Raw genomic sequence first — 14,736 nt, 5'->3', positions numbered from 1 at the left:
TGGGTAGTTTGCCACTTGATATAAGATTCTGGACTTGTGAAAAGTGCCAGACTAGACATGATAGAGATATTAATGCAGCAATAAACCTCAGAGATGAGGGACTACGAATTTTGACCTCTGGAACGGGGGATAAAGCGATGAAGTGTGGTCTTGGGGGTTTCCCCCATGAACAACTTCATCAAGAAGCCTGTCGCCCAGAAATAAGTCGCAGTAATAGAGGACGCAAGAAGTCTACTACTGTGCTTTCTGTTGGACAGGAAGCCGACACTGTACCGTCAGGTCAGTGTGGGTAGTTCACAAAATAAATACTAAATTATGCGTAGCACCTGTCACCTGTTATATATTTTCTTTTTGTACATCGGCTTGTGTGTACACCGTACACCTTTTACAAAAAATCCAAGTTCACCACCAAACTCAACATATTTGTGTTACCCTAGTACAGTTGTCTAAAATCCGCACATCTGGGAATTCGGGTGTTTCTTAAATTGAGAAATACACCTAGATGGAGGTTTAACCCGAATAGGAGTAACAAAATATGCCAGTAGTTTCCTTGGCTCAAATGATGGAGTCAGGCGTTCACTTTGGTCATCAGACCAGACGTTGGAACCCCAAAATGGCTCCTTATATCTACACCTCTCGAAATGGTGTACATATCATTGACTTGGTACAAACAGCCCAGTTGATGGATAACGCGTATAACTATATGCGAACCCAGTCAGAGCAAGGTAAAAAATTCCTGTTTGTTGGCACTAAGCGCCAAGCAGCCGGAATTATTGCCCAAGAAGCACTCCGTTGCGGTTCTCACTACATTAACCAACGTTGGTTGGGTGGAATGCTCACCAACTGGGCAACCATTAAAACCAGAGCCGAGCGTCTCAAAGATTTAGAACGGAGAGAAGAAAGCGGCGCACTGGATTTATTACCCAAAAAAGAAGCCTCCATGCTGCGTCGGGAAATGACGAAGCTACAAAAATATTTGGGCGGCATTAAAAATATGCGGAAAGTTCCCGATATCGTGGTTATTGTTGACCAGAAGCGGGAATATAACGCAGTTCAAGAATGCGAAAAATTGGGGATTCCGATTGTGTCCATGTTGGATACCAACTGTGACCCAGACGTTGTAGATATTCCGATCCCAGCCAACGATGACGCAATTAGATCCATTAAACTAATTATCGGTAAATTAGCAGATGCTATCTATGAAGGTCGTCATGGTCAGCTAGAAGCGGAAGAAGACTACGATGATTACGCTGACGAAGACTACGAATATGATGAAAGTGATAGCACTGAGTCAGAAGACGAAGCATAAGCATCTGTGATCGGGATTAAGGCGTACCAAAGAATAAATTAGCCAATTTTTTAGTAGTCTGGCAAATAAGTAGGGGTTTGGCAGTGCTAAACCCCTGAATCTATACTAAAGATTGGGGTATTTTTTTGATTGGAAGTCTCTTAAATGATTTTCAAATGAGTCCTGATCGTCTGATAATCTTGAATAATATTTGTATCTGTCAAGTTAAGAATTGAGGCAATATGGCGGAAATATCTGCAAAACTCGTCCAGGAGCTACGCCAAAAAACCGGTGCTGGCATGATGGACTGCAAAAAGGCACTGAAGGAAAATGAAGGTGATGTCGAGGCGGCTACAACTTGGCTACGGCAAAAAGGTATTGCTAAAGCTGATAAAGGAAGCGCTCGCATTGCCGCAGAAGGTCTAGTAGACACCTACATTCGACCTGATGGACAAGTCGGTGTACTAATAGAGGTAAACTGTCAAACAGACTTTGTTGCCCGCAATGAAGCTTTCAAAGCCTTAGTTAAGAACCTGGCAAAACAAGCTGCAAATGCTGATACTGTTGAGTCTTTATTGGCTCAACCCTATACTGAAAAGTCCAGTGTTACTGTTGATGAATTCATCAAAGAAACAATTGCAACTCTTGGTGAAAATATTCAAGTCCGGCGCTTTGTGAATTTCTCTCTTACCACTGACAAACCAGGAATAGTAGATAGCTATATCCATACTGGTGGTCGTGTTGGTGTACTATTAAAATTAAATTCTCAAACCGATGCAGCCTCTACCAAGGAAGAGTTCCAAAACTTGGCACGGAATGCTGCAATGCAAGTTGCCGCTTGTCCTAACGTCGAGTACATTAGCATAGACCAAATTCCTGTCGAAGTTGTCACCAAAGAAAAAGACATCGAAATGGGTAAGGACGACTTGGGTAATAAGCCAGAGAACATCAAAGAAAAGATTGTTCAAGGTAGAATTGAAAAGCGTCTTAAAGAAATGACTTTACTAGATCAACCTTTTATCCGTGATCAAAGTATTTCGGTAGAAGACTTGGTGAAGCAAGTAGAAAAAATAGTTGGTGAGGGAATTCAAGTCAGTCGCTTTGTGCGTTATGTACTCGGTGAAGGTATTGAAAGGAAAGAAATGAGCTTTGCTGATGAAGTTGCTGCCCAAATTGGTGCTAAGTAATTTTGTTCTTAGAGACTTCTAAATAAAAAAATGTCCCAAAATGTCTTGTGGTGCAAGCATCTTGACTGCTAATAATACAAGGACGGGCAGGATGCCCATCCCACAAGATTGGATACCGTTCGCGGAGGTTTATTAGTGCTTACTGGTGTCAACTTAAGGTAACAAATAACACGCTGTCCTGTGCTTTATATGATGATTATTTATTCAAAATTCTGTATATTTGTACTATATAAAGCAACTGACAACTCACCAGCTTAAACTTATGGCTAGAGCAATTGAACGGATAGAAAAAGATATTACTGACTTAAAAGAGGCAATTAGTGCGATCGCTTACGAACTCAATTTAGCCTATGCTAGATATATACATATACTCGGTTCAGCCTTACAAAAACAATTGATTTTAGCTAGTTATTACCTGTGTACCCAGGGATATCCTGATGAATTTCTGAACTTATCACTAAATCAGCGGCAAAAATTACAACAAGGCATTCGTAAGTTCAGTCAACAAGCCGCTAAAGAATTAATTAGTTATATTCAACCCCCAGAAGCTACCCAAACAGAAGCAGTTATAGAAACTGAAGAACAAGAGAACATTGAAGCAGAAAATGAAGAAAATGAAGAAAACGAAGAACATGAAGAAAACGAAGAAAACGAACAACAACCTAAAGCCTTAGATCCTTCTAATCCCATAGAACTAGTTGAATGGCAACAAGATTTAGAAGAAGCAATTCAAGAAACTTTGAAAAAAGTCTCACAAGCAGCTAATATTTTAATCCAAAAAACCGGAGTTCTCCCCAAAAAACTACCAGAACCAATTTTAGTCGCAGCCACCGCTGCTGCTGCTTCCTCAGAGGGTTCTAGTAATATGATACCTAGTCCTCCCAATCTATTAAACTTAGTGATAGAAATTAGTGACGAGGAAGATTCCGAAGATTCTAGCCTGACTCAGATTATGGCTATTCACTTACGACTAGGAGAAATAGAATTTGCTGAAGCAACACTATTGGCAGAACGCAAAGGAATTCGCAACATTTTAATGCAATTGAATAAACTAGGACGAGAATATCAAAAAAGGCAACGAGAACTGAAAATTGCTGAAGCCGAAGCCGCTTGGCGTGCCAGTTGGTTTGAGGATTAGAGTCCTATTAACATTAAATCGGCGGTTGGAAACCGCATCTAGTCCACGCAGGTGGACTTTGTTTGTGTGGTTCCGTGATTTACAATCGCCAGGGCTTGTTTTTAGGATTTATCGGATGGAAAGTAAAAAATGCTGATATTCTGGAAAATGGTATAAATAAGTGTAGTATAATTTATGCAGAAAATTGATTAAAACCTAAAAATAGGTTAAAAGACTCCCAAAACAGCGCCAAGGAGTTTTTTGTTTCTAAAAATACATCAACTTCTATTCGATGTATTCGTATTTAAACTTGCAATTAATTACTTACTTAACAATAACTTGCACTACCCTATATGCCACAACAATACGAACACAAAAATGGGGAAATTATAAAAGGGCGTTATAAAATAATAAATCCTATAGGTTATGGGGGATTTGGTGAGACATATCTAGTAGAAGATACACAGTTACCAGGGTCTTATCGGGTGATAAAATACCTAAGATACCATTCTACAGATCCAAAAACATGGAATACCGTAAGAAAGATGTTCAGCGATGAGGCAGCAATATTGCGTGTATTAGGAAATCATCCACAAATACCACAACTTTATGATGAATTTGAAGAAAATCAAAGATTGTATTTAGTACAAGAATATATTCAAGGTAGGGATTTTAAAAATCAGATTTTCACGGAAACGGATGTTATTAATATTCTTCATGAGGTATTAAAAATATTAAATCACATTCATCATAACAATATTAAAAATGTTAAACATTTAGATATAAAACCAACAAATTTAATGAAGAGAGACCAGGATGGAATGATTTTTCTCATTGATTTTGGTGCAGTTAAAGAAGTTAGTACCTTAACCTTAGAACCTGATGGCATAACAGTTACAACAATACCTGTGTTTTCGCTAGGTTATACGCCCCCAGAACAATTTGCAGGAAGACCACAATTTGCCAGTGATATCTATGCTTTGGGTATGACAGCAATTCAACTTTTAACAGGAGTGAGTCCTCAAGATTTAGAAGAAGATTCTGATAATAAAGTTATATGGAAAAATCTGATTTCCGTTAACCCAAACTTAGCGAGAATCTTAACTAAGATGGTGCGGGTCAGTTTACAAAAACGTTACTCAACAGCTAATGATGTTCTCGTAGATTTAAAACCACTAACTTTCTTGGGTCAAGAATTAATTCAACGCTATAAAATTATTAGCTATTTGGGTGGTAGTGGTTTTAGTCATACATATTTAGCAAATGATACTCGCAGTGCTAGACAAAACCGTCGTTGTATTGTTAAGCAATTTATTCTGACAACCAATAATTCACATATTTTCAACGAAGTAAGATCTCGTTTAGAAACTCTATTTGAATCAACACAAAATTTTGATCGTTACCCACAAGTTTCCAATTTATTAGATCACTTTATAGAGGGAATAACTTTATCTTTAGTTTATGAATTTATAGACGGTGAAAATCTCAGCGACAAAATTAAAACAGGTAAGCATTGGAATGAATCAGAAATTACTGCTTTCTTAACAGATGTTTTAGAATTATTGTCTCCTATCCATCAACAAGGTATTATTCACGGTGATATTAAGCCTTCTAACTTAATTCAACGAACAGAAGATAAAAAATTTATTCTCATTGATTTTTCTAAATTCAAGGAAATTTTTACTTTAGAGTATAGAAATAACAAAATAGTTAAGCAACCAGGGGGAACGGATGGATATATGCCTTTTGAACAAAAAGAAAATCAACCAGAACCCAGTAGTGATATTTATGCTTTAGGGATGACAGCTATTCAACTTTTAACAGGAGTACATCCTCAATCTTTAAAAAGAGATTCGCGTAATGAGGTAATCTTGCCGAATGGAATCCAGATTAACTCTAAATTGGCAAAAATATTAACTAAAATGGTGCGCTTTCATTTAGGAGATCGTTATCAATCTGCACAAGAAGTTTTGAAGGATTTGAAGAGTTTAGGTCGAGGATTCAAACCTCAAAATGGAATTGTGAAATGGTTAAAGAAGGATAAGAAATTATTGTTCATCTTTAGTGTATTTAGTATAGGATTTTTAGCGTATATCGTTTGGAAACTAAACAGACCAGAACCACCAGAAATGACTTTGCTGATAAGTTGTAAGGAAAAAAATGAGCGGGAAAATTATGGTGAAGCTGAAATAGATTGTCAGAAATCCATCAATATCCGTCCATCTAAAGAGGCTTATTTATTAAAAGGAAATGCGCTAAATGGTCAAAAAAAATATACAAAAGCAATCGCAGATTATAATATGTCACAAAAAATAGCAAATGATAAAACTTATATACTTCCTCAAGTTAGCATAGGACAAATCTATAATAATCAAAAAAAATATATAGATGCAGAGAGTGTTTGTGAAAAAGCAACTAATAATAATCAAAATGATTTTAGTGGTTGGTCTTGTTTAGGATATGCTCAAAAAGATTTGCAAGATTATGATAGGGCAAAGGCATCTTTTGAACAGGCTATTCAGTTAAGTTGTTATCCTCAAAATAAAGGTCATCAATCTCCAACAGACCTGAATAAAGGTTGTTCTTTAAACTTATATAATAAAGGTGAAACCTTAATGTACCAAGCCGAACAATTAAATCCATCAGATAAGAATAAAGCCATACAACTTTTAGAAGAAGCTATTAAAGAATTCCAGAAAGCAATTGATAAAGCAGACAAGTATGATAGAAGTAAATTTGAGCCTGGAAAAAAAAAGGCGGAAGAACTTCGTGATCAACTCTTAAAGGAAATTAAAAGTAAATAAGATGAATATGGATAGTTTTGTGAATAAAAAAAGAAGAGGTGTAAGAACTTCTTTTCTAATCACCCTAATTCCTCAATATAGCTAAAGCCAACTACCTATAAGGGTAAAAGCCGCCCAGTAAAAAGGATGTTGATATCCATTTTGTTCCATGAGAGAAATTTGGGCTTCGCGAAGTGCTTTCGCTCTAGTCATTTCTGGATCAGAGTTAGTTAAATTTGCATAGAATTTCTTCATTAACTCTGTTGTACCTTTAGCTGATACAGGCCATAAACTAGCAATGGTACTATTTGCACCGGAACGCAAAGCTACCCCAGCCATACCCAAGGCTGCTTTCTCGTCTCCTGAAGCTGTTTGACAAGCACTTAAAACCAGTAACTCAATATTTTTGTTTCTACTTTTACCTTGGGGGTTGAGTAAATTCTGAAAATCATCTATTTTAATCGTGTTGTCGTCAATATCACTAGTTACAATAAACGTTTGCTCTAGGTTAGAACTGAAAACACCGTGTGTTGATAGGTGTACTACAGTAGGAGAGGATTTCATCTCTATTTGAACATTATGTTTTGTAAATTCTTGGGAACAAATTTCTTTATCATCACAAAGTATTTTTGGACTTATTCTGAGTTTATTCTTTAAATTTTTAATATTTTCTAACTCATCTTTTGTATCTTTGAGTTCAGGAAATTTATTCCCTTGGACTGAAACCTCTTTACTCAAACCAGCCGCTAAAATCTCTATATTTTTTGGTTCAAGTCGTTTTGAGTTTTTGAGTTTTTGACCCACACTTGTAGCTATATTATAAGTTTTAATTAAATAATTTTCACCATCATGAAGAGCAGCTAAGGGAATGTTTTGGAAAACACGGTCTAGTACAAATACTAAAGTTTCAACTTCAACATTGTTCAAATGATTTTTTTGTTTTAGCGGTTCAATTAACCATTTATATAGTTGTTGAGAAACTTTTAGAAGCTCTTCTTTATTCTCATTAAACTTTTCATTTCTATCTCTATTCTGTTGTTCCAAAGCAGATAATTTTCCATCCTCAACTTGACTATAGATAAGGTCTGCGAATTTTTCGATAGTTTGATTAAAATCTGTTGGCGAATCTTTAATAACTGAATAATGATAAGGAGATTTATTTTTTTGAAAGAGAAGAACCTCTAGTCTATCTTTCAAAAGAATCGGATAAATAACTGCTGCTTTTTCATCAATATTTTCAATTTGTACTAACTTTTCTATTGGTGGTAAACAAGGATCTTGGAGGAAGTTATCTAACTCTGCCAATTGCAGCGATTCCATAACTAAACGAGCTATGTTGAAGGGAATATTTTTTTCAGTTTTTTCTTCCTGAGAACTATATACTGTGGTGATATTATTGATTAATACCAAGTTTAATTTTTTGAAATCAATGTTTTTTACCTCAGCTTGCAATAGTAAATCAATAAATTCTCGATACACGGGTTCGACATTTTGACGAAAAGAAAACTGATTATCAGCACTATTGACTAAATCTGCTCGCATTGACTGAAGTATATTCCATGCTTCAGCATAAGATGTTAATGCTCCTTCAATATTTTCTGAATCTCTTAAAATGCGTCCTAATTGGTGTCTATTACGATATAGAATTTGCCGATTATCAAAATTCAGATTATTTAACAGAATTAGAGCTTGTTCTGTGAACATTTTCGCTTGAGAAAGGTTATCAACTCTGTCTTTTTTTGTTAAGTTTTCTTTCTGTGATTGTAGTTCGTATAACTTAGCAAGATGAGTTAAAGCAAGTGCTTCAGCTTGCTGATCTTTAAATGTACGAGCGTTTTGAATAGCTGTTGATAGAAGTTGAGCAATTTCTTGTTCTTGTGGAAGTTTATCGTTTTGAGTATTTTTTCTCCACCGAGTTAAACTTTCTGCAAAATTAATCTTTGCGTATACTAACTCACGAATTATTTGAGGACTTTCAGGTAATTTAACTAAATGATAATTAATAGATTTCCATAAATATTCGATTTGATTATTCAGATCATCTTTTAATTCAGTCCAAGTATATGGTTGATATCTTTGACTTTTATTAAATTGTTCATTCCACCATTCTTGTATATCTAATAATAGACTGAGTTGATTTAGTTCTGCTTGAATTCCTGTTATGGAGTTAGTATGATTATTTGCTGCTTGGTTATAATCTTTTTTAGCTTTATTATAATGTCCAAATGCTTCATAATATGATTTTATATCTATATATTCATTGTTAGTACATTTGATTTTATTTTTGATTTTATTTTCATCATGTAGATTAAATTCATTATTACACTGTTCACTAAGAATAAACTCAATTTGCGAAGTATAATTTAACTTATCTCGCTCTCTATTACCAATAGCTCTTTCTATATTTCCTAAACCAATAAATATTGCACTTTGCTGATCTGGGTATTGTTGTGCTGCTATTTTACTAATTTCTAAAAAAAGTTGTTGAGAAAGTTCTAATTGTCCAAATTTTTGGAATGTTTCACCTAAAAGCCGCAAACCAATGACTTTATTTAGAGAATCTGGTTGTAATTCTAGATTTTTGATAGTTTTTTCGATATTTTTTTTATCAATACTTTTATCACTACTCTTTAACTGCTCACATTTGAAGTCAACAATATTAAACACTTGTAATAGTTGACTACAAGTTTCAGGATACAAAGCCAAGGATTGCAAAGCTTTGGCTTTATTAATAAGATTTCTATTTTTGCCTTCTTCGTCTTTACCATAAGCATCTGCTGCTTGTTGCCAGATTTTGGCTGCTTCAGAAAAGTTGCCAATATCATAGTATTTTTTCCCTTGCTGTTCTAAATTCAAGCTATTAGATACTTGAGAAATAAGAACCGAAGTTGGTTTTATTTTTATTTCAGTTCCTGTCACTTTATTAGCAGAGAAAATAGGAAAAATCAAGGTTGAAATTAGCGTTAATAATGCCAAGAAAAATGTTGTTAATTTGCGACGATATTTCCACATAAATATTGGTTTTAGAAGAGGTTGTACTGCATGGAAAAATAAACACCGTTGTCTTGCCATGTTCTATCTATTGAATTAATTTTAACTAAAGGAATGCCATAATCTAAACGAGCTTTTAATTTTTCGCCCATTTGCCACTGTAAACCTAAACCTAAAGAAGCTAGGGTATTAGAATCAGGATTTGGTTTACTAGAGCTATTCCAAGTAGTTCCAACATCAATGAATGGAATTAATTGTAAAATATTTTCTCCATTATTGGTATTGTAAATCGGTAATTGAAAATCCGCAGAACTAAAAAATCCATTATCACTAAAAATAGCATCTTGACGATAACCCCGCCCGTTGAAAACACCACCTAATGTAAATTGCTCCAAAGGTAAAAGTGATCTAGTTGCTAATTGTAAATCAGAACGAAGTAAAATTTTTGGTTTCAGTTTGGGATTATCAGTTTGAGAACCAAGTGAGTGTAACCATAGTAATTGTCCTCTCCATGCAAAAGAGCGACTATCAGGTGCTTGATTATTAATTGTTGCACCAAATGTTCCCACACCTAAACTAAATTGAGAACGAGCAATAAAGACTTGCTGCAAACTTTTCCGGTTCCATTCTTGAAAGAATCGCAATGCAGAAATTCGCGTGCTTCCTTGTGCGTCTGCTCCTACAGATATAGGAAAGTTTACTCCTAATAGAGAACTATTACTTTCCTTTCTATTTAGTGTGAAACCAAGTGCTAATTCTTCTCTAAATTCTTGATTAGCTTTCTCGATTATGGGTTGACGTAAAGTAAGTTCAAAATTGCGAGAATTTGATTTAATATCTAATTCATCAAATGGGTGTTCAATGATGGTACTTTCGGTGTTGCTATAACTAAAACCAATAGTTCCATTGCGGGGATTAATTGGTATGGTGTAATTGGCATTTATGGCGTTGCTACCATCGGTATTATTATAAGCTAGATTCAGACTATCTCCTAATCCAGTTAAGTTGGATTCTTCTATTTCTAAACCGCGCCGAAAACTGCCAATACTAGGATTTCTACTATTATCAGCAATGATTTTAATATTGTCAGTGTTTGCTTCTTCTATTTTAATTTTCAGTAAATTAGTGCCGGGAATTGTCCCCGCAGATAATTCCGCAGAAAGACTTTTAATTAAAGGATTTAATTGTAGAAATTGTAAAGCTTGTTTTAAATTGCGGATATTTAGAGGTTTTCCGGTGGCTAAATTCAAACGCGATCGCACATAACTATCATGCAAAAAGTTTTTACTGTTCTCATCTCGACTAATACGAATTTCTTCTAAACTTCCTTCAACAATCTGGATTGTGATATCACAACTGTGAGAAGTTTGTTCTGGTTTCACCAAACAACCTGTTAAGGTTTGTGCTGGAATATAAGCACCGGAAGTAACATATCCTTCTTCAGCGTAAAGATTAGTAATTTTAGCAGCAGCTTGTAATAATTCCGTAAAAGTAATATCTTTATTAGTAAATTCCTGCAACTCTTTAGCTAATCTTTTATCACTAAATACTGATTTCGTATTACCAACAAACTCAAATTTATTAACCTGAATACTTCCAGAAACATCGAAATTTTGTTCTGGTTTATTGGCATCTGGGGGTAAAATTTCCTTGAGTTCTTCTGGAGAAAGTAACGGTTTAAGTTTAGATGGGAGTTCAGGGATAGTAGGATTAACTGGAATTTGAGTAGGAGGGATATTTTGCGATCGCACTGAAAAAAATATCCCATCCACAGCCAAAAATCCCAGATTTAGCACTAACAACTCAGATAAAAAAGCAAGGCTACGATATTTAATGGACATGACAATTAGCAGAGGGTATTTGAGAACTCTGACCTGGTAAATTTGCTGTATTAGCAATTAAAATCAGTTCACCTTTGTGATTAACTCCCCACCCCGTCGCCGGTTGTGGTAACTGTACTGAAGTTATAGAATTATGATCTGATGACAATTTTGATGAACTTACCCTCACCGTTTCACTACTGAGTGGTTCTGTGGGATCAGGTGGTAGTCCACCACGTCCAGTAATAATAAATTGACTGCGGTTTTGTCCTTTTTCCGAAGCACAAGCTGAAGCTACCTGATTTTCAGGACTAAGAAATTTTTCAGGGGGAGCAATTAACCCTTGAGTCGGTTGAATATCAGGAGTATTTATTAACACATTCCCACTAAATTGCGCTCCCTGTGCAGAACTGGCAGTAATCGCATTTGGAAGGGAGAAAATTCCTTTGGTTGTAATTTGCACATTACCACCTTGTCTACCAGCATCAGCGCTAATGCTACTATTTTCTAGAATAGCCAGGGTATCTGCGGTGATTTTGATGTTTCCTCCATCCCCATTTTCCCCAGCAGTCGTGGAGATTTGAGAGTTACCCCTTAGTTGCAAAGAATCCCGAACTTCTAAGGTAATGTTAGCGCCGCTACCCTGCACCGTTGCACCAATAATTGAGCCATCTTGCAATCTAATTCCATTGGCTTTTGTAACTAAGTTTCCTGCTATTCCTGCACCTTTGGCAGTTACTGATACTTCTGCACCATCTCGCACAGTTAACAAGTCAGTGTTAATTTCTAAGTTACCACCTGCACCCGTAGCTTCATTGTCTGCAATATTTGGTCTGATCTCTCCAGATAACGCAAACAATCCACTGGTAAATGTGCGTGTTTCGGTCTGACCATTGCGAAGCAGTTGCACCTTACCTATACCACTCAGTTCAATTTCTTTGGCATTAACAATCAAGTTACCTCCCTTGCCTCCAGGGATGCCATTTTCACCCTTACCACGAGTGGATACGGAAATTCTTGCCCCATCTCGTATCTGCAACAAAGGGGTATTAATCGTTAAGCTACCTCCTCTTCCAGTTCCTTCTGTAGGGGCAAACAAACCACTACGACTGAAGTTTTTACTGTTGATAATAGATACAGCCCCAATTAGTTCTATTGACCCAGAAGCATTTACTGTAAGTATGCCACCCTTCCCTGAGTTAATAGTCTTTACTGAGACATCACCTCCATCTCTAGCAATTAACCTCTTGGTTGTAATATCTATGTTCCCAGAATTTCCACCTCCACCTGATATAGCTGAATCCGATGTCGCAGCAATTGTACTAAAAACCTGATTATCTGCTGGTGCAGTGCTACTTGATACTCCTGTTACTTCGATAACATCAGCTTTGATATTAATATTTCCAGCATTACCTGTATTCGCTGTAGCTACGGATACTCGCGCTCCATTGCTAATATTTAACTGACCAGTTTCAATCTTGATATTTCCCCCATTACCTGTAGCATCAGTTTCTTTAATATTGGGTCTTTCTTCTCCAGACAAAGCAAACAAACCACTGATAAATCTACCATCAGCATTCGTACCACTGAGGTCTATCATTCCTGCATTTACAGTTAAGAGACCTCCCTTACCTCCGGTGATACCGTCTTTTCCTGCACCACGTGTAGATACAGATACCCGCGCACCATCTCGCACCTGTAATAAAGGAGTATTAATTGTGATATTGCCACCATCTCCAATGCCTTCGGTAGCAGCAAATAAACCACTGCGACTGAAGTTGATACTGTTAGGAATAGATACAGCCCCAATCAGTTCTATGGACTCAGAAGCATTAACTGTGAGGTTTCCTCCCTTCCCTGAGTCAACCATCTTCACTGATACATCACCACCGTCGCTGGTAATTAACCTCTTGGTTGTAATTTCTATGTTTCCAGAATTGCCACTTCCTGTTGATGTCGCAGCAATTGTACTGAAAACCTGATTATCTGCTGGTACAGTGCTACTTGATACTCCTGTTACTTCGATAACATTAGCTTTGATATTAATATTTCCGGCATTACCTGTATTCGTTGTAGCTACTGATACTCGCGCCCCATTGCTAATATTTAACTGACTAGTTTCAATCTTGATATTTCCCCCATTACCTGTAGCATCAGTTTCTTTAATATTGGGTCTTTCTTCTCCAGACAAGGCAAACAAACCACTGGTAAATCTACCATCAGCATTCGTACCACTGAGGTCTATCATTCCTGCATTTACAGTTAAAAGACCTCCCTTACCTCCGGTGATACCATCTTTTCCTGCACCACGTGTAGATACAGATACCCTCGCTCCATCTCGCACCTGTAATAAAGGAGTATTAATTGTGATATTGCCACCATCTCCAATGCCTTCTGTAGCAGCAAATAAACCACTGCGACTGAAAATGGTACTATTAGGAATAGATACAGCCCCAATCAATTCTATGGACTCAGAAGCATTGACGGTGAGGTTTCCTCCCTTCCCTGAATCAACTGTCTTCACCGACACATCACCACCGTCTTTGCTAATTAACCTCTTGGTTGTAATTTCTATGTTTCCAGAATTGCCACTTCCTGTTGATGTCGCAGCAATTGTACTGAAGATTTGACCGTTTGCCGATGCACCACTAACTTCGACTTTGTTAGCTTGGATAGTAACTTGACCACCATTTGCTGTAGTAGAAGTATTTGCTGAGATTGCAGAGCCATTTGTCACTGTTAAATCGTTGGCTCGAATAGAAATATCCCCACCATTATCAGCACTTACCTTAGACTCAGTTAGTAGTTGAATGTTACCAAAATTATTTATACCGTCATATCCTAAAGACCAACCATTGGCTGTGGGATGCAAACTCACTAGACTTTCACCACTAACACTACCTAGTTCAACTCGTCCCTGTGATGCAGCCAATTTACCACTTTCTAAGCTAATATCCCCACCAACTAAAGCGATGGTTTTTCCAGATGATACTTGCAGATTAGCAGAACGATTAATAATGCTTGCAGGCATTCCGGGAAATTGCAATCCCAAAGGCATGGTTATACTCAATAGAGATGTACTTTGAGGATTAATAGCACTAAATTCACCACCGTCAGTAAATTTGAGACTATTAGCTGTACTTACTACAAAAGAACCGCCTATATCTAGAGTAGAATTACGACCAAAAATAATTCCGTTAGGATTGAGTAAAAATAAATTAGCATTACCATCAGCCTTGAGTAACCCATCAATATTAGAAATTGATTTACCTGTCACTCTTGTGACTATATTTTGAATATTTAAAGAATTATTAAAATATGCGCTTTCACCAGTACCAACCGAAAATTCCTGAAAACTGTGAAATAAATTACTGCCAGCAACAGTTCCCCCATTAATGACTTTTGTATTTCCTTGAGATGTAACCGCTGAATTAACTGATAGAGTTTGATCGGGAATGATTTGCGCTCTGGTGGGGTTTGTGACAGCAAGCAAGCACAAAGGGAGACAGCCAACAACCCAGTATGGTAAATAATTTAGTCTCATTTAATA

8 protein-coding genes are annotated in these 14,736 nt (G+C 36.5%); 5 read left to right on the top strand and 3 right to left on the bottom strand.

Features of this window, described 5'->3' with window-relative positions; genetic code table 11:
• From AN486_RS18695 to AN486_RS18675, 5 genes are all read left to right on the top strand, one after another.
• Positions 1 to 293, top strand: a 293-nt coding sequence (locus tag AN486_RS18695; protein WP_290601599.1) for a zinc ribbon domain-containing protein, incomplete at its 5' end; no start/stop codon positions are given.
• 242 nt (positions 294 to 535) lie between these two features.
• Positions 536 to 1,309 (top strand): 30S ribosomal protein S2, encoded by a 774-nt coding sequence (gene rpsB / locus AN486_RS18690; RefSeq protein WP_027403785.1) that lies wholly within the window; start codon positions 536 to 538, stop codon positions 1,307 to 1,309.
• A gap of 221 nt (positions 1,310 to 1,530) precedes the next feature.
• Positions 1,531 to 2,475, top strand: a complete 945-nt coding sequence (tsf, locus tag AN486_RS18685) for a translation elongation factor Ts (protein ID WP_053537840.1) — start codon at positions 1,531 to 1,533, stop codon at positions 2,473 to 2,475.
• Between the two features lie 262 nt (positions 2,476 to 2,737).
• Positions 2,738 to 3,613, top strand: coding sequence for a hypothetical protein (locus AN486_RS18680; RefSeq protein WP_168636303.1), 876 nt, complete (start codon positions 2,738 to 2,740; stop codon positions 3,611 to 3,613).
• A 332-nt stretch (positions 3,614 to 3,945) separates the two neighbouring features.
• Positions 3,946 to 6,396, top strand: a complete 2,451-nt coding sequence (locus tag AN486_RS18675; RefSeq protein WP_168636302.1) for a protein kinase — start codon at positions 3,946 to 3,948, stop codon at positions 6,394 to 6,396.
• 81 nt (positions 6,397 to 6,477) lie between these two features.
• On the opposite strand, the gene AN486_RS18670 is transcribed toward AN486_RS18675, so the two are convergent.
• Genes AN486_RS18670 through AN486_RS18660 form a run of 3 tightly spaced genes read right to left on the bottom strand, consistent with a single transcriptional unit; the run spans position 6,478 to position 14,730 of the window.
• Positions 6,478 to 9,447 (bottom strand): CHAT domain-containing protein, encoded by a 2,970-nt coding sequence (locus AN486_RS18670; RefSeq protein ID WP_290601984.1) that lies wholly within the window; start codon positions 9,445 to 9,447, stop codon positions 6,478 to 6,480.
• On the bottom strand, positions 9,399 to 11,207 hold the full coding sequence (locus AN486_RS18665; RefSeq protein ID WP_290601982.1) for a ShlB/FhaC/HecB family hemolysin secretion/activation protein: 1,809 nt from the start codon (positions 11,205 to 11,207) through the stop codon (positions 9,399 to 9,401). The genes AN486_RS18670 and AN486_RS18665 overlap by 49 nt, the downstream gene beginning before the upstream one ends.
• Positions 11,197 to 14,730 carry a filamentous hemagglutinin N-terminal domain-containing protein gene (locus AN486_RS18660; RefSeq protein ID WP_290601980.1) on the bottom strand — a complete coding sequence of 1,178 codons (3,534 nt, stop codon included), beginning with the start codon at positions 14,728 to 14,730 and terminating at the stop codon, positions 11,197 to 11,199. The genes AN486_RS18665 and AN486_RS18660 overlap by 11 nt, the downstream gene beginning before the upstream one ends.
• Positions 14,731 to 14,736 lie beyond the last annotated feature (6 nt).

The organism is Anabaena sp. AL93, assembly GCF_001672085.1.
GTDB classification, from domain to species: domain Bacteria; phylum Cyanobacteriota; class Cyanobacteriia; order Cyanobacteriales; family Nostocaceae; genus Dolichospermum; species Dolichospermum heterosporum.
This window is presented reverse-complemented; position numbering and strand designations above follow the sequence as displayed.